Here is a 16536-nt window from a genome sequence, read left to right as displayed (position 1 = left end):
CTTTTTTTATAAGTAAAAGCGTTTACATTTCTTGCTGATTCCTTTAAAATAAATTTTGCATACGTATTCAAAAACAAGATTATTCAGAAAGTTGGTGATTACGTGGAAAGATTAACGGTACTTGGCTGTGGTACGATGGGGCATTCCATTGCATTAAATGCCGCATGGGCGGGAATGGATGTGACCCTGCAGGGAATCGATGAACAAAACTGTGAGGCAGGCTGGAAAAGCCTTGTGAGGAAGCTGGATGTTTTGGAGGACCATGGCTTGTTCAGTGGTTCGGAAGCTCAGCAAATCAGAGGCCGCATTACCATGTCCATCTCTATCGAAGAGGCAGTCAAAGGTGCAACCTTTGTCATTGAAGCCGTCCCGGAAAATCTTGAATTAAAAAAATCATTGTTTACCAGACTGGATGGTTTGTGTGGTGAACATGTTATCCTTGCGAGCAACACTTCCGGCTTAAGTCCAACTTCAATTGCTTCAGAAGTGCGTCTGCCAGAGAGGGTTGTCGTTACTCATTTTTGGAATCCGGCTCACTTGATTCCTCTTGTTGAGGTGGTGCGAGGAGAGAGGACAAACGATGACACGGTGAAACGCAGCTTTGATCTTTTACATCAGATGAAGAAGAAACCGATTGAAGTCAAAAAAGAATTGCCAGGCTTTATTGGCAATCGGCTCCAATATGCGTTGTTCCGCGAAGCGCAGTATCTCCTGGAAACGGGTGCTGCATCCAAAGAAGATATAGATGCGGCAGTCACTTACAGTATTGGCCGCAGGCTCCCGGTTACCGGTCCCCTGCAGTCAGCAGACCTTGGTGGTTTGGATGTGTTTTCTTCGATCTCCGACTATTTGTTCAGCGATTTGTCTTCTGCCGAAGAATCGCTTCCTGTTTTAAAGGAACTGGTGAAGAAGGAAAAGCTCGGCGAGAAAACGGGGGAAGGTTTTTACAAGTGGGATGAGTCGTTTTCAGTGGAGATTCAACTGAAACGTGAAAAAGAACTGATCCGTTACTTGAAGGAAGATCTTGCGGCTGATCATGTGATGGGAGGCAAATCATGAAATACTTTCCGGATCTTGAAGGCAAAGCGGTCCTTGTGACCGGAGGCGGAAAAGGGATTGGAAGGGAGATTGCGCTGGCTTTTGCCGAGCATGGAGCGAACGTCGTAATCGTGGGACGTAATGAAAGGGATTTGGCTGAAACCACACAAGCATTGAAACAGCATCAAACTCAATGCGGCTATATTACTGGTGATTTAAGTGCGGTGGATGAAGTCCAGCGGGTGGTTGATTATGCAGCTGCAGAACTGGGAACGATTGATATCCTGATCAACAATGCTGGCATAAATATCGCCAAACCGGCGCTTGAGGTCACCGAGGAGGACTGGGACCGTATTCAGGATATTAACCTTAAGGGTGCATTCTTTTGCAGTCAGGCGGCAGCAAAAATCATGGTACCCAAAAAAGCGGGAAAAATTGTGAACATTGCCTCCCAAATGGCTTTTGTCGGGTATTTCAACCGTGCAGCCTATTGTGCGAGCAAGGGGGGTATGGTGCAGATGACAAAAGCGCTGGCTGTAGAATGGGCACAGCATAAAATCAATGTTAATGCGGTTGCTCCAACGTTTATCGAAACAGAGATGACCGGAAAAATGTTTAAGGATGAAGCCTTCAAGGCAGATGTGCTTCGCCGGATTCCGCTTGGAGAACTGGCGGAACCTTCGGATATATCAAACGCTGCACTATATCTTTCATCAAACGTCTCAAAGTTTGTGACAGGAGAAACGATCAAAGTGGATGGCGGCTGGACAGCCATATAATTTTTTTGCATACGTATTCAAAAATGAAAAAGGAGAGAAAATACCATGGCATACTTTTTAAAAGAAGGAAAATCCAATCAGGAAGTACAAGAAGCGGATTCCAAAGTAAGGGACGCCGTAAGCTCAGTTATAAAAAATGTGGAAGAAAATGGAGATAAGGCGGTTCGTGAGCTTTCCGAGAAGTTTGACAAGTGGTCACCGGAATCCTTCCGCTTAAGTGAACAGGAAATTCAGGATATCGTAAACAGTGTGCCTTTCCAGGTGATTGAGGATATTAAATTCGCACAAGCACAAATCCGGAATTTTGCCCGAAAACAAAAGGAATCACTTCAGGATCTTGAAGTGGAAACACTCCCTGGCGTTGTGCTCGGTCACAAGAACATTCCGGTAAACAGCGTGGGATGCTACATTCCAGGCGGACGTTATCCAATGGTTGCTTCTTCTCACATGAGTGTTCTTACTGCAAAAGTGGCAGGCGTCAAACGAGTGATTGCCTGCACACCTCCAATTAAAGGAGAGATTCCTGCAGCAACTGTGGCAGCGATGCATTTGGCAGGAGCAGATGAAATCTATCTTCTGGGTGGCATCCAAGCGATGGCTGCAATGGCGATCGGTACGGAAACCATTGAACCGGTGGATATGATTGTAGGACCGGGTAACGCATTTGTAGCTGAAGCGAAACGCCAGCTGTTCGGAAGAGTGGGTATCGACTTGTTCGCCGGACCAACAGAAACACTTGTTATTGCGGACGAAACAGCGGATGCAGAAATGATCGCGACCGATATGCTTGGACAGGCTGAACATGGACCAACATCTCCAAGCGCTTTGATTACGACGTCTGAAAAATTGGCCAGAGAAACACTGGAGGAAGTAGAACGCCAGCTGCAAGTTCTCCCAACAGCCGATATTGCCAGTGTATCCTGGAATGATTATGGTTCCGTCATCGTGGTGGACTCTGTTGAAGAAGCGGTTGTTGAAGCGGATAAATTGGCGTACGAGCATGTTGAAGTGCTAACAGAAGACCCGAGCTACTTTTTAGAGAACATGATTAACTTTGGGGCGCTCTTCCTTGGCAAAGAAACAAATGTGGCTTACGGGGACAAAGTGATCGGCACCAACCACACATTGCCTACCAAAAAGGCGGCGCGCTATACCGGCGGCTTGTGGGTAGGGAAGTTCCTCAAGACATGCACGTATCAGCGGGTGGCACCTGAAGCGAGTGCAGAGATCGGGGAATACGCATCCCGCCTTTGTGAGCTGGAAGGATTCATGGGTCACAAAGCGCAGGCAGATCTGCGTGTAAAACGCTATGGCAAAGATAAGGCAAAAATCTGATATAATCTTTTCTGTCTAGATCGGCAGGAGGAATACTATTTTGAATAAAAAAGTGACAGCGATGGATGTTGCCCGGTTGGCAGGAGTCTCCCAATCGAGCGTCTCCAGAGCGTTTAGTAAAAATGCGAGCATTTCAATTAAAAAAAGAAAATTGATCCTGGATGCAGCTGAAAAGCTGGGGTATCAGCCCAATGCGATCGCCAGAGGGCTGATTACCAATCAATCAAGAATTATTGGCATTGTTATGCGTGATGTGCAAAATCCTTTCTATCCTGAGGTGCTTGAGAAATTTTACAGCAGGCTGTCGGGAGAAGGGTATCAGATCATGTTTATCAATTCCCAGAATGATGAGATCCAGGAACATGAAGTGAGCCAGCTGATTGAGTATAGTGTGGAAGGCGTGATTATCACTGATGCGCTTTTAACCTCAGCGGCGGTTCAAAAACTCAATCGAAATGGCATTTCTGTTGTGCTGTTTAACCGCTATATTAGCGATTCTATGAGTAATGCCGTTATCTGCAACAACTTTTCCGCAGGTCAGAAGATCGGACAATACCTTTTGGATACCGGCCACCTGCAGCTGGGTTTCATCTCCGGGCCGGCCAATACGTCCACATCCCTGGACAGGAGCAGGGGGTTCATGGATACACTGCAAAAGCAGGGCATAGAATCGATCCCGATGGAGGACGGCGGCTTCACATATCAGGGCGGGTTTGCTGCTGCGAAAAAATTAATGAAGCATCATGAGAAAATGGATGCGTTATTCTGCGCGAACGATATTATGGCATTTGGTGCCATTGATTATTTGACTACTGCCGGATACCGGATCCCTGAAGATATCTCGGTCATTGGATTTGATAATGTGACAATGGCGGACTGGTCATCATATGCCTTGACCACCTGGAAGCAGCCGGTGGATGAAATGATTCAACAGGCGGTAAAACTGATGCTGGACGATATTAGCGGACAGCAGGAGAAACCCGAAATGAATTTTGTGGATGGATGCCTCATAGAACGTGCTTCGGTTAAAGACAGACGCTGACAGGCCAAGTCTTTACAGGAGGAAAGTTATGCTGAGTATGATTGGTTTGATTGGCGGGCTTGCGCTGTTGATTCTGCTTACCATGATTGGAATGAACTTGTTGGTTGCAGGGCCGCTATCTGCATTTATTGTAGCGATTACGAGCGGGTTGCCGCTTTTCCCGCAGCTTGCAGACAAAAATGAACCAGATTTTGTGACGAACTATATGGGTGGGTTTACTGGATTTATCGCGTCCTGGTACTTTATGTTTTTAATCGGCGCCATTTTCGGCAAGCTGATGGAAGACAGCGGGGCCGCGGACAGCATCTCCAAATGGGTGACCGACCGGATTGGTGTGAAGAAGGCGGCGCTTGCTGTTGTTATTGCCTGCGCGGTGCTCACATACGGCGGAGTTAGTCTCTTTGTTGTTGCCTTTTCCGTGTATCCCATGGCATTAAGCCTTTTTAAAGAAGCAGACCTGCCGAGGCGGTTTATCCCTGCTGCTCTCGGATTTGGCTCAACGACGTTTACCATGACCAGTGCGGGTTCGCCGGAAATTCAAAACTGGATTCCCATTGAGTTTTTGGGTACGACACCTTATGCTGGCTGGGAAGTGAGCTTGGTTGTCGCCGTTTTTATGATGATTTTTGGTTACTGGTGGCTGAAAAAAATGATTAAAAAAGCCATCTCACGGGGAGAAAGATTCGAATCCCGGGAGACTGATTCAACTCAAGTGCGGGAGAAGCTGCCCAATCCTTATCTGAGCTGCATCCCTTTGCTTATTGTACTGGGTATTTCATTTTCGTTTCACAAGTCTCTTGCCCAGTCCGCATTAATTATTGCACTGCTGGGAGGATGTATTTCGGTTTATCTTATTAATCGAAAGTACTTTATCGATTTTTCGAAAGCGATTACAGAAGGGACGATTGGCGCAATTATTGCGATTGCCAATACTGCGGCAGTTGTTGGTTTTGGAGGTGTAGCCAAGGCCACCCCTGCATTTTCACATGCAGTGGATGCAATGACGAATATCCCGGGAAGTCCGCTTATTGGCGGGGCAATAGCGGTTTGTATTATCGCTGGTCTTACAGGATCTTCATCCGGAGGACAGAGCATCGCCCTGCCTCTTTTGGCCCCTCATTATCTCGACATGGGTGTCAATCCTGACGCACTTCACCGGGTTGCCGCCATTTCATCAGGATCTTTGGACTCGCTTCCTCAAGGGGGGTATGTGGTCACGACAATCAGGGCGATTGCCGGTGAGAAACATAAGGACGCCTACCCGGCTTTTGGCGCTTTGACGGTTGTTGTTCCCCTGCTTGGAGTAATATTGGCAGTTGTGTTATTTATGATTTTTTAACAGATAAAGGTCTCTTACATGAGGCCTTTTTCTTTTTAATAAAAAAATGGTGGAAAGGTATTGTAAGATAAGGGAAAGCATACATACCATAACAAAACGGAGGTTTTTTCATGTACAACCATCCTTACCGGCCGCAGTTTCATTTTTCGCCAAAGGAAAAGTGGATGAACGATCCGAACGGTCTTGTTTATTACGATGGGGAATATCATTTGTTTTATCAGTACCATCCGGAAAGCACGGTGTGGGGTCCGATGCACTGGGGCCATGCGGTGAGCCCGGACCTTATCCACTGGGAAGAGCTTCCCGTGGCGTTGTATCCGGATGAACTTGGCATGATTTTTTCCGGGTGTGCCGTTGTTGACCGTGACAATACGAGCGGATTAAAAGAGGGAGAAGAGGATGTCCTGGTCGCCTTTTACACTCAGCACGAGGAAAACAACGAGAAACAAAGCCTGGCCTACAGCCATGACAGGGGGCGGACTTGGATTAAATATGACCAGAACCCGGTTATCGCTAATCCCGGTATGAAGGACTTTCGAGATCCGAAAGTCTTTTGGAGCCAGGAAAACGCCAAATGGATCATGTGCCTGGCAGCGGGTGACGAGATCCAATTTTACGAGTCATCCAATCTGATTAACTGGGAGTACCTGTCGTCGTTTGGAAATGATTTTGGTGCTCATGGAGGAGTTTGGGAATGCCCGGATCTGTTTCAACTGAAGGTGGATGGCACTGACACGAAAAAGTGGGTGCTGATCGTGAGCATCAATCCCGGCGGGCCAAATGGCGGATCGGCAACACAGTATTTTGTCGGCGAGTTTGACGGCAAAGCTTTTCATCCGGATGAGGGACCGGCCCATATTCGCTGGGCGGATGGCGGAAAGGATTTTTATGCGGCAGTTTCCTGGAGCAACACGGAAGTAGAGCGCAAAATCTGGATTGGCTGGATGAGTAACTGGCAGTACGCCAATGAAGTGCCTACCGATCCGTGGCGAAGCGCGATGTCCTTGCCGAGGGAGCTTGGTTTGAAAATGACCGAGAGCGGCTGGTGCCTGACTCAAAAAGTCGTTAAAGAGTTTGACAATATAAAGGAAGAAAAGCTGAACGCGTATGAAAATGTGGTCGTGAAAGATGAGCAGCCATTTGTGTTTCCAAGCAAGGACGAGCTGTTTGAATTAAAGCTGAAACCGAAAAATATAGACCCTGATACGAAGGAATGGGGCATTGTTCTTCGAAAAGGGGAAAAAACTGAAACATGTGTAACCTACAGCCGGGTAAACCGGCAGTGGAGTGTGGACCGCCGCAGAAGCGGAGCGATTGATTTTTCCGAGCATTTTCCGAGCCTGGATGCAGCGGGGGCCACCCGCCAGCACACCGATCACCACGTCCAGCTGATTTTGGACGCCTGTTCGCTGGAACTGTTTGCGGGTGATGGGGAGTTGATGATGACAGAGCTTCTCTTTCCGTTTGATGAAGACTTTACCATGCAGGTCTATTCCGTTGGCGGAGAGGTGGCCTTTGAAGAAGTGAAGCTTACCCGCTTGAAATCCATTTGGAATCCAAAAGCATAAGTTAAAAGGGGCTGTCCTGAAAGTCAAAAATTGACCTTCAGACATCCCATTTTTGCGTAAAAAATCTTCAATGAAAAGTTGATTGAAGTCCGAGGGTGCGAGATCCTCGAAAATGAACACCACATTTTCTTCGTGCGATGTTTCGCTGCCGAAGCGTTCCTTGTCCTGCGGGAGCTAGCGTGACAGGTGAGACTCCCGCAGGCGCTTGCGGCAAGAGGCTCACCGCACGCCCCGCGGAAAGCGAGCGGCCTGGAACGAAAATCAACGGCTTCCAGACTTCTTGGATAGACCGTTATTGTTTTTGTGAAAATGATGTACTTAATCCTGTTTCACCGGATACTTCACCGCATTTTTCTTCATCTTGTCTCGAATGATCTGTTCTACATCCAGATTAAGCTTGTCTGCGAGCTGCAGGGAATAAATCATAACGTCAGCAAGCTCTTCCTTAATGTTTTCCAGGTTTTCATCGACGGCTTCCTGGCTCTCTTTCCATTGGAAATTCTCGAGAAGTTCAGAAGCCTCCAGCGTAATGGAGAGAGCAAGGTCTTTGGCATGATGGTATGGTCCCCAGTTTCGCTCATCCCGAAATTTCCGTATTTCTTTAATTAAATGGTCCATGGCAAAATGAACTCTCCTTTATGTATTAATGATTTCTTTTAGGATAAGTATTATAATGACAGAATGTGATAAAGAAATATAGGATCACCATAAAATTTGTGCATGGATTGGGTGAATGGATTGAGTATAAACGCTCGTTTGAAAATAAAATCTTCCGATAAGGGGATCAAAGGCGGATCACCGCTGATTCACAGCAACGCCGTGTCTTATGTTGATGCGGGTCTTGCTGAAGGCACGATTATTGAAGTCGTGGATGAAAAGGGCAAGTTTATCGGAAAAGGATACTACGGGAAGCAGAATAAAGGGCTGGGATGGATTTTAACCCGAAATGCTGACGAAAAAATCAATCAGTCTTTTTTTGAAAAGAAGATAAAAGCAGCGGTCGAGAGCCGGCAAAGGTTCTTTGACGATCCAAGCACTACGGCTTTTCGTGTGTTTAACGGAGAAGGAGACGGGATCGGCGGCCTGACTATCGATTATTTCGACGGTTTCTATGTAATCAACTGGTACAGCGATGGCATCTATCAATTTAAAGAAGAGGTTCTTCAATCGTTAAAGAAGGTGGACGACTATAAAGGCGTTTATGAAAAGAAGCGGTTTGCCGAAAAGGGATCATACATTGAAGACGATGATTTTGTCGCAGGAGAGCGAGCACAGTTTCCGTTGATCGTGCAGGAAAATGGCATTCATTTTGCGACCTATTTAAACGAAAGTGCTATGGTGGGTGTGTTCCTTGATCAGCGGGACGTCAGGAAGGTGATCAGGGATAAGTACGCCAATGGCAAAAAAGTACTGAACACCTTCTCTTACACGGGTGCCTTTTCTGTAGCAGCGGCTTTGGGCGGAGCAGAGAAAACAACGAGCGTGGATTTGGCCAACCGAAGCCGAAGCAAAACACAAGAACAGTTCAGCATCAACGGACTGGATTATGACGCGCACGACATTATTGTGGAGGACGTCTTCCACTATTTTAAATATGCCGTAAGGAAAAAGCTTCTGTTTGATCTGGTCATCCTGGATCCGCCAAGCTTTGCACGCTCAAAAAAGCATACATTCAGTGCCGGGAAGGATTATCCGGCGCTACTTGAACAGGCCATTGCGATTACCGAAAAAAATGGTGTGATCGTCGCTTCTTCCAACTGCAGTACATTTGATATGAAGAAGTTTAAAGGTTTCATTGAAAAAGCGTTCCGTCAAACCGGAGGAAAGTATAAGATTTTGGAAGAGCATACCGTGCCGGAAGACTTCAAGACCATCAAAGAGTTCAAAGAAGGAGATTACCTGAAGGTCGTCATTCTGAAAAAATTATCATAAAGAAGAGCATCTGCCGGGGATGGCAGGTGCTTTTTCAAAAAGAATCCTGTTAAAAAATGAAAGCGAGCTACTTGACGGGCTTGCTCGTTTACATTACTCTTAAGAAGAGAAATTTGAATATTTTGTGAACAGAATTCAAAAGGTCTTCTGGCAAGGAACAGCGAACCTGTCACCTGTTTAAAAGGACTTTTGAAAGCGTTTTAAAAATCGGTTAGGGATACCATAGCGAACCTGTGATTCTGCTGCCGCTGCATTCTTCGATCTTATAGTGGATGGAAACTATAAGGAGAGTTTGTGGCGGCTTTTTAATTTTACATAAAAGGGAGAGGATTAGGAATGAGCAAGGTTAAAAACCGCTGGCTGATTGCGCTTTCGGGAGTGGGCATTCACATCTCGATCGGATCAGTGTATGCATGGAGCAATTTTACCAATCCATTAATGGAAAAGTTCAACTGGAGTGCGAGTGAAGTTCAATTGACCTTCAGTCTAGCCATTCTGTTTCTTGGACTGTCCGCTGCCTTTTTGGGGCATTTTGTTGAAAAATACGGGCCAAGGAAATCGGGATTGCTTGCTGCGGTATTCTTTGGAGCAGGTGTGGCGGGTTCCGGTTTTGCCGTGCAAATGGGGTCACTGCCTTTATTGTATGTTTTTTATGGCATGCTTGGGGGGATCGGGCTTGGGGTCGGCTATATCGCTCCTGTTTCCACACTCGTCAAATGGTTCCCTGACCGGCGCGGGCTGGCTACGGGCCTTGCCATCATGGGCTTTGGCTTTGCTGCCGCCATCAGCTCTCCGGTCATGGACAGCCTGATCAAATCGGTCGGTATCGCCAATACGTTTTACATATTGGGAATCTCTTATTTTGTTGTTATGCTGGCGTCCTCTCTCTATCTGGAAAAACCTGCAGAGGGCTGGCTGCCTAAGGGCTTTCAGGAAAAGGTGGACAGCGGGAAAACAATCATACGAAAGGACTTGTCCCAACTCACCGCCAATCAGGCTGTGAAGACCAAACGCTTCTATTATCTATGGCTCATGCTGTTCATCAATGTAACTTGCGGAATCGCTATTCTGTCAGCGGCCAAACCTCTCGCCCAGGAAAGTATTGGCCTGTCGACGGCAGAAGCGGCAGCGCTTGTCGGTGTACTCGGCCTTTTTAATGGATTTGGCCGGATTGGCTGGGCTTCGGTTTCGGATTACATCGGAAGAACAAACACGTATACGACGTTTTTTGCGCTTCAAACGGTACTGTTTTTCCTGCTTCCAAACATCACAACAGCCATTGTTTTTCAGATTATGCTCGCCATCATCTATACGTGCTATGGCGGAGGGTTTGCTTCGATTCCTGCCTACATCGGCGATCTTTTTGGAACCAAACAACTTGGCGCGATTCATGGGTACATTTTAACCGCCTGGGCCGCGGCAGGTCTTGCCGGACCTCTGTTTGCCGCATGGGTAAAGGATACAACCGGAAGTTATGCTGAAAGCCTGACCTTCTTTGCGGCCCTGTTTATCGTCGCTTTGGTTGTCACTTTCCTCGCCCGGCTGGATATCCGCCGTCTCGAGAAGGAAAATGCTTCGGGTCAACAGTTGCAAGCCCAGAATTTCTGATTTATACTTTTTATAGCAGAATGTATAAAAAAAGGTTGTCGTTTATGAATAATTATGAAGCAGAGTTTAGTAATCTGGTAAGAGCTTTTCGTAAGCGCCACATGGGCAAGGGCCCCCGGCAAATCAAAACGACCTTTTGCAAAAACTGGGCGATTTGCGAGATGGAAGGCAATCTTTCTCCAGTCGAAAAGTTCATTTCAGGATACAGTGAGGGCAAGCAGATGCTGCGCTCCGCACGAACCGAAATGGTGAAGGACATGTACAAAAAGAACCATCCGGTTGAAATGGAAGAATTGCTGGGAGCTAAGTTTGTGGATCTTTTTGTAGATATCGATATTGAAAAGGACTTTGGAATGTCGATTTTTGTTTTTGATGAAAACCTGGAAGAAAAACTAACTAAAAAGTAAACGCCCTTAGTGTTGGCACTTGGCAGCGATCCTGTTAAAGACTACCACCGCGGTTTCCGATTGTTTGAACACAATCGGGCTCCCGGTGGTTTTTGTTTTGTTCAAGCACTTAGCAACCTTTGGTGTTCTTGAAAGAAACATCGTCTATTACCAACGTTAATGTAGTAATCAAATAGAAAAAGGAAAAGGGGCAGAAAATCATGGGAAAAACGAAGCATCAAGGACCAATCAAGCTACCCAAAACACCAGATCCGAAAAACTGGGTCAGCCCTGTACCGTTCGGCTTGGGCAAAATAAAACCCGGGCACATCCGCGATACGGTGAAGGTGGCCTGGGAAAACCGGGATAACCTGTCTTATGCGGGCAAAATATTGACCCAAGGGGTGTGTGACGGATGTGCTCTTGGCGTTTCGGGTCTGTATGATCAAACGCTCGCAGGTCCGCATGTGTGCACGACACGACTGAATGTGCTCCGCTTGAACACAATGCCGGCCATGAAAAAAGAGATACTTCATGCGGACGTTGATGAGCTTCGCAAGTATTCCAGCGCGGAACTGAGAAGGCTGGGCCGCATTCCATATCCGTTGATCCGTCGGAGGGGTGAGCGTAAGTTTTCCCGTCTGACATGGGATGATGCCCTGAACCTGATTGCGGACAAAATGAAGACGCTTGATCCCAAGCAGGTCTCGTTCTTTCTGACGTCACGGGGTATCACGAACGAATCTTACTATGTGGCTGCCAAAGTAGCCCGGTACCTTGGTGTGAACAACATTGATAATGCTTCGCGCATTTGCCATTCTCCGTCCAAAACAGCGCTGAAGCGGTCCATTGGTGTAGGGGCCTCGACTTGCAACTACCAGGATTGGATTGGATCCGATGTTATCGTGTTCTGGGGATCGGTCGCCGCAAATAACCAGCCGGTTTCCACCAAATATATGTATGCTGCCAAACGAAAGGGAACAAAGATCATTTGCATTAACCCATACCGGGAGCCTTCCATGGAAAAATACTGGATTCCGTCCATTGCCGAGTCTGCGCTTTTTGGCACAAAGCTGGCAGATGATTTTTACCAGGTTAATATCGGGGGAGATATCGCCTTCATGCATGGCATCATGAAGCATTGGTTTGAAATGGAGGCGAAACAGCTCGGATCCGCGATCGACCATTCGTTTGTGAAAAAGCATGTCAACAACTATGAGGAGTTAAAGGCGAAGGTCCAGCAGCAAGGCTGGGGAGAAATTGAAGCCTCATCCGGAGTGAGCAAAGAGCGCATTCACGAGCTTGCAATGCTCCTCGCCAAAAGTAAATCCGGCGTGTTTGTCTGGTCACTTGGTTTAACCATGCATACCTTTGCGTCCGACAACATCTCCCAGGTAGCGAACCTGGCGTTGCTGCGCGGATTTCTGGGCCGCAAACATTGCGGGTTGATGCCGATTCGCGGTCATTCCAGTGTTCAGGGAAGCGGTGAGATGGGGGCCGATCCATTCGTGCTGCCCGGCGGTGATTTTGAACCGAACAACATCGAACGCATTGAAAAACTGTGGGGCTTTACTATTCCGAAATGGCAGGGAGACGTTCTTGGCGTGTCACTTGAAAACATTTTATTGCCCGAGGACCATGAACGGAAAATTAAAATGTACTATCTGTCGGGAGGCAACTTCCTTGAAACGATGCCTGATCCCGATTTTGTCGAGCGGGCTTTATCTTCGCTTGAATTTCGGGTGCATCAGGATATCATCTATAATACGTCCACATTGGTGGATGCGAAGGAAGCCGTCATTGTGCTCCCGGCCAAAACTCGATATGAACAGGAAGACGGGGGAACCTCAACTTCCACTGAACGCATGGTGTACTTTTCGCCTGAAATTAAAGGAAACCAGCAGCAGGTGGAGGAAGCACGGGCCGAGTGGAAAATCTACGTGGATCTGGCCAAGCGGGTGAAACCACAGCGAGCTCATCTGATTAATTTTAAAAGCGGACAGCAAATACGGGAAGAGATTGCCCTGGCCAATCCCAATTATGATGGCATCCAGCATTTAAAAGAACGGGGAGACGTATTTCAGTGGGGCGGTGCCTGGCTTTGCGAGGATGGAATCTGTCCTACATCCGATGGTAAAGGAAATTTGATCCTGGTTGATATACCGGATTTGAAAAAGGGTAAAGATACGTATTATGTGACCACGAGAAGAGGAAAACAGTTCAATTCGATGGTCTATCATGAAAGTGATCCGTTCAACGGAGCGGGGAGATATGATGTCCTCATGAACGGAAATGATGCGAAGGAATTGTCCATTCATGAAGGAGAAACTATTGTGGTGTATAATCAGCATGGTGTCTTCCAGGGCCGTGCGAAATTTATCGATATTGCGAGAGGGAATCTGGAGGTTCATTTTCCAGAAGGGAACTTTCTTCTTCCGAAAGGCGTATATGAGAAATACGCCAAGATTCCAAGCTATAATGTAGCAGTCAAGGTAGAAAAAGCGGAGCGTTTTAATGCTCGCAAGGATATTAAATACCTGGAAAAGCCGATCCCGGACCAGGAAACGGAGATCAGCTAAAAAGGAGAAGTATATGAAAGACAACGTCATGAAGAACATAAGCATCATCAAGTACAATGATGGCTCATTCCATGAGACAGAAGATACGGTGGCAACAGAATATGCACTGACCATCCATGTAAATGGAGAGGAATTTGCAACCATGGTCTGTACACCAACTTATCTAGAGGACCTTGTCACCGGTTTTCTTGCATCAGAAGGGGTGATTCGTTTTCCGAGAGAAATCGAATCGCTGTCCATTGATGAAGACCGCGGGTTTGCCTATGTGCAGCTGGTGAACAAGGCGCCAGTGACCAATCAGCTGCAGTCGAAACGGTTTATCGGATCATGCTGCGGAAAAAGCCGGCAGTTCTATTTTCAGAGCGATGTGAAAAATGCCAAAACGATCGTAACCAAATCAACGATTGAAGTGGAGCAATGCATCAAGCTGATGGAAGCGATGCAGGAATCCTCCGATGATTTTCACTCAACAGGCGGGCTGCATAACGCTGCGCTTTGTACAAATGAGGTGCTGTTGATTTCCCGGTCGGATATTGGCCGTCACAATGCGCTTGATAAAATTTACGGTTACTGCCTTGAAAACAAGATTACACTTTCCGATAAAGTGATTGCCTTCAGTGGCCGGATCTCTTCGGAAGTTTTACTGAAGGTTTCCAAAATCGGTGCCGGCATTATTTTGTCTAAATCTGCACCCACCACGCTGGCGCTGGAGCTCGCGAATGATCTCGGGATTACCGCCGTCGGATTTATCCGCGGCACCCGGCTCAATGTGTACACCCATCCTGAACGGATAAAATGAAAAAGGGAGCTGTCCTGAAAGTCAAAAATTGACCTTCAGGCAGCTCCTTTTTGCGTAAAAAGCTTCCAGGAAAGTTGATTGTAGTGGAAGGTGCGAGACTCCTGCGGGACTAGCGTGACAGGTGAGACTCCCGCAGGCGCTTGCGCCAAGAGGCTCACCGCACGCCCCGCGGAAAGCGAGCGGCCTGAAACGAAAATCAACGGCTTCCAGACTTGTTGGATAGCACCTTTTTTATGCCGTGATATATTTAATCATTTGTTTGATAGCACCCAAATGGTAGGCTGAATGCGCAAGACATCCCAGAGCTTCATCTGCATAGGTTTCATCCCGGGGAAGGGTGGAATCAAGGGTCTGCAGTAACCGTGTGTATTCCTCTTTTAATTCTTTTTGGATTTCCTTCCACCGGTCCTCATCAACGGAAGCGATCATCCAACTCTGTTTGCAATCCTTTGAACAAAAAAAGGGGGCTCCCCCCTTTTTACTGCCCTCCTGTTAACAGGTATAAAAACCAGACTGCGTGGTTCTGTTCATCCATGGCGATCCGCTTGAACACTTCTTTTATATAATTATTGCTTGCCTGATCGGAAATCTTAAGATAAAAATCAACCGTTTCCTGTTCGTCTTTAAAGCCAGTCTTCAGCCCTTCCCGATAATTGGTTGGACAAGCCTCTGTCTGTTTTGGTGTAAACGTCCTTCCCGTCAACTGTGTATAAATGGCACTTATTACCTGATAGTGGTTGACTTCATCCTGCCGGATTTCCTGGATAGTCTTTTTACCTTCTGGATTAGGCGCCAGCAGCGACGTTTTCTCATAACAGATGATCGCACTGTATTCTCCGTTCAAGGCCTTTTCCAGATTGGCAATTTCTTGAGCATCTCGATTCCAGTTATACATAGAGCCATACCCCTTCCACTTTACTAACTCCTTTATCCTATGTATTTTTTGGGTGGGTGGTTCCTCAAGAAAAGGCTCTTTTCTTATAGACTCGGTTATCTTCTTGACACGTTAATTGGAGTGTGTGCCCCATGTTATTTACTCTTTAAAAAAATATATTTACATTTTCTATTGAGCTGATTTTTTTCATTCGAACAGGTCTTTTGCTACGATTACAAGGAGTACAAACTTATTTTAGAAGGAGTTGAGCAATACATGGCACAGCAAACGAAACTTGGGAAAACAGACTTATTGGTGAACCCGATTGGACTGGGTACGAATGCCGTTGGAGGACACAACCTGTATCCAAATCTGGATGAACAGGCTGGCAAGGATCTGGTAAATCGGGCATTGGAGATTGGTATCAACTTTTTAGATACCGCCTTTATTTATGGACCTGAGCGTTCGGAGGAATTGGTCGGGGAAGTCATAAAAGAAACAGGCAGCCGCGATAAAGTCGTGATCGCAACCAAAGGGGCGCACAAGTTTGTTGGTAAAGACGTCGTGTTCGACAACTCGCCAGCCTTCTTAAAAGATGCGGTGGAAGGAAGCTTAAAACGGCTTCAAACGGATTATATTGATTTGTTCTATATTCATTTTCCTGATGAAGATACACCAAAGGATGAAGCAGTCGGCGCATTAAAAGAACTGAAAGACCAGGGAAAAATCCGTGCCATCGGAGTTTCGAACTTTTCCATGGAACAGCTGAAGCAGGCAAACAAGGACGGTTATGTTGATGTATTCCAAGGAGAGTACAACCTATTGCAGCGCGATGCGGAAAAGGAATTGCTTCCGTATTTAGAGGATAAAGGAATCTCCTTTGTTCCTTACTTCCCGCTTGCCTCCGGACTTCTTGCCGGTAAATACAGCAAAGACACGAAGTTTGATGACCTGCGCAAGGACATGCCTCATTTTAAGGGGGAGAACTTTATTAGAAACCTGGAGAAAGTGGACCAGCTTCGCGGGATTGCCGAAGCCAAAGGGGCGGAAGTGGCTCACGTTGTTCTCGCATGGTATCTTAAACAGCCGGCAATCGACTCCATCATTCCAGGCGCAAAACGCGCCGATCAGGTCAGCAACAACCTGAAAACATTGGATGTTCAGCTCAGCGATCAGGAAGTTCAGGAAATCAGCAGGATCTTTTCTTAATTTCTTTAGCTCTTGAAGAAAACTCCGAATAGGTGGATAATGTGATGG

15 protein-coding genes are annotated in these 16536 nt (G+C 46.8%); 12 read left to right on the top strand and 3 right to left on the bottom strand.

Annotated elements, in window-relative coordinates; all coding sequences use genetic code 11:
- Positions 1-102: 102 nt before the first annotated feature.
- From AS030_RS18895 to AS030_RS24620, 6 genes are all read left to right on the top strand, one after another.
- Positions 103-1059, top strand: a complete 957-nt coding sequence (locus AS030_RS18895; RefSeq protein ID WP_074440611.1) for a 3-hydroxyacyl-CoA dehydrogenase family protein — start codon at positions 103-105, stop codon at positions 1057-1059.
- On the top strand, positions 1056-1817 hold the full coding sequence (locus AS030_RS18890; RefSeq protein WP_061974578.1) for an SDR family NAD(P)-dependent oxidoreductase: 762 nt from the start codon (positions 1056-1058) through the stop codon (positions 1815-1817). Before AS030_RS18895 ends, AS030_RS18890 begins: the two co-directional genes overlap by 4 nt.
- Before the next feature lie 45 nt (positions 1818-1862).
- Positions 1863-3152 carry a histidinol dehydrogenase gene (hisD, locus tag AS030_RS18885; protein WP_061974576.1) on the top strand — a complete coding sequence of 430 codons (1290 nt, stop codon included), beginning with the start codon at positions 1863-1865 and terminating at the stop codon, positions 3150-3152.
- 40 nt (positions 3153-3192) lie between these two features.
- On the top strand, positions 3193-4194 hold the full coding sequence (locus AS030_RS18880; protein ID WP_240482412.1) for a LacI family DNA-binding transcriptional regulator: 1002 nt from the start codon (positions 3193-3195) through the stop codon (positions 4192-4194).
- A gap of 28 nt (positions 4195-4222) precedes the next feature.
- On the top strand, positions 4223-5533 hold the full coding sequence (locus AS030_RS18875; RefSeq protein ID WP_061974572.1) for a GntP family permease: 1311 nt from the start codon (positions 4223-4225) through the stop codon (positions 5531-5533).
- A 110-nt stretch (positions 5534-5643) separates the two neighbouring features.
- Positions 5644-7101: a glycoside hydrolase family 32 protein gene (locus AS030_RS24620; protein WP_061974570.1), complete on the top strand. Its 1458-nt coding sequence runs from the start codon at positions 5644-5646 to the stop codon at positions 7099-7101.
- Between the two features lie 318 nt (positions 7102-7419).
- Here the strand turns inward: AS030_RS24620 and AS030_RS18865 are convergent, their stop codons facing one another.
- Positions 7420-7719: a nucleotide pyrophosphohydrolase gene (locus tag AS030_RS18865; RefSeq protein WP_061974568.1), complete on the bottom strand. Its 300-nt coding sequence runs from the start codon at positions 7717-7719 to the stop codon at positions 7420-7422.
- A 120-nt stretch (positions 7720-7839) separates the two neighbouring features.
- Here AS030_RS18865 and AS030_RS18860 point away from each other — a divergent pair, with 120 nt between their 5' ends.
- The 5 genes from AS030_RS18860 (at position 7840) to fdhD (ending at position 14405) form a co-directional block, all read left to right on the top strand.
- Complete coding sequence (locus AS030_RS18860) at positions 7840-9033, top strand: class I SAM-dependent rRNA methyltransferase (RefSeq protein WP_240482411.1); 1194 nt, start codon at positions 7840-7842, stop codon at positions 9031-9033.
- Positions 9034-9369: 336 nt separating this feature from the next.
- The gene (locus AS030_RS18855; RefSeq protein ID WP_061974566.1) at positions 9370-10641 is read left to right on the top strand and encodes an L-lactate MFS transporter; all 1272 of its coding nucleotides are present in this window, start codon (positions 9370-9372) and stop codon (positions 10639-10641) included.
- 44 nt (positions 10642-10685) lie between these two features.
- The gene (locus AS030_RS18850; protein WP_061974564.1) at positions 10686-11048 is read left to right on the top strand and encodes a Na-translocating system protein MpsC family protein; all 363 of its coding nucleotides are present in this window, start codon (positions 10686-10688) and stop codon (positions 11046-11048) included.
- 200 nt (positions 11049-11248) lie between these two features.
- Positions 11249-13606, top strand: coding sequence for an FdhF/YdeP family oxidoreductase (locus AS030_RS18845; protein ID WP_061974562.1), 2358 nt, complete (start codon positions 11249-11251; stop codon positions 13604-13606).
- A gap of 13 nt (positions 13607-13619) precedes the next feature.
- A complete protein-coding gene (gene fdhD, locus AS030_RS18840; RefSeq protein WP_061974560.1) occupies positions 13620-14405 on the top strand; it encodes a formate dehydrogenase accessory sulfurtransferase FdhD in 786 nt (261 codons plus the stop codon).
- Positions 14406-14636: 231 nt separating this feature from the next.
- Here fdhD and AS030_RS18835 read toward each other — a convergent pair whose 3' ends face one another.
- Positions 14637-14834 carry a hypothetical protein gene (locus AS030_RS18835; RefSeq protein ID WP_061974557.1) on the bottom strand — a complete coding sequence of 66 codons (198 nt, stop codon included), beginning with the start codon at positions 14832-14834 and terminating at the stop codon, positions 14637-14639.
- A gap of 49 nt (positions 14835-14883) precedes the next feature.
- Entirely contained in the window at positions 14884-15300 is a 417-nt protein-coding gene (locus AS030_RS18830) for a ferritin-like domain-containing protein (RefSeq protein ID WP_061974554.1), read from the bottom strand.
- Positions 15301-15555: 255 nt separating this feature from the next.
- Here AS030_RS18830 and AS030_RS18825 point away from each other — a divergent pair, with 255 nt between their 5' ends.
- Positions 15556-16488: an aldo/keto reductase gene (locus AS030_RS18825; RefSeq protein WP_061974552.1), complete on the top strand. Its 933-nt coding sequence runs from the start codon at positions 15556-15558 to the stop codon at positions 16486-16488.
- Positions 16489-16536 lie beyond the last annotated feature (48 nt).

It is taken from the genome of Fictibacillus enclensis (assembly GCF_001457035.1).
Lineage (GTDB): Bacteria > Bacillota > Bacilli > Bacillales > Fictibacillaceae > Fictibacillus_C > Fictibacillus_C enclensis.
This window is presented reverse-complemented; position numbering and strand designations above follow the sequence as displayed.

What these genes read in the sequence shown, in the direction of transcription:
- AS030_RS18890 (WP_061974578.1), top strand. Translation starts at nt 1,056, where the DNA reads ATGAAATACTTTCCGGATCTTGAAGGCAAAGCGGTCCTTGTGACCGGA.
- hisD (WP_061974576.1), top strand. Translation starts at nt 1,863, where the DNA reads ATGGCATACTTTTTAAAAGAAGGAAAATCCAATCAGGAAGTACAAGAA.
- AS030_RS18875 (WP_061974572.1), top strand. Translation starts at nt 4,223, where the DNA reads ATGCTGAGTATGATTGGTTTGATTGGCGGGCTTGCGCTGTTGATTCTG.
- AS030_RS24620 (WP_061974570.1), top strand. Translation starts at nt 5,644, where the DNA reads ATGTACAACCATCCTTACCGGCCGCAGTTTCATTTTTCGCCAAAGGAA.
- AS030_RS18865 (WP_061974568.1), bottom strand. Translation starts at nt 7,719, where the DNA reads ATGGACCATTTAATTAAAGAAATACGGAAATTTCGGGATGAGCGAAAC.
- AS030_RS18855 (WP_061974566.1), top strand. Translation starts at nt 9,370, where the DNA reads ATGAGCAAGGTTAAAAACCGCTGGCTGATTGCGCTTTCGGGAGTGGGC.
- AS030_RS18850 (WP_061974564.1), top strand. Translation starts at nt 10,686, where the DNA reads ATGAATAATTATGAAGCAGAGTTTAGTAATCTGGTAAGAGCTTTTCGT.
- AS030_RS18845 (WP_061974562.1), top strand. Translation starts at nt 11,249, where the DNA reads ATGGGAAAAACGAAGCATCAAGGACCAATCAAGCTACCCAAAACACCA.
- fdhD (WP_061974560.1), top strand. Translation starts at nt 13,620, where the DNA reads ATGAAAGACAACGTCATGAAGAACATAAGCATCATCAAGTACAATGAT.
- AS030_RS18835 (WP_061974557.1), bottom strand. Translation starts at nt 14,834, where the DNA reads ATGATCGCTTCCGTTGATGAGGACCGGTGGAAGGAAATCCAAAAAGAA.
- AS030_RS18830 (WP_061974554.1), bottom strand. Translation starts at nt 15,300, where the DNA reads ATGTATAACTGGAATCGAGATGCTCAAGAAATTGCCAATCTGGAAAAG.
- AS030_RS18825 (WP_061974552.1), top strand. Translation starts at nt 15,556, where the DNA reads ATGGCACAGCAAACGAAACTTGGGAAAACAGACTTATTGGTGAACCCG.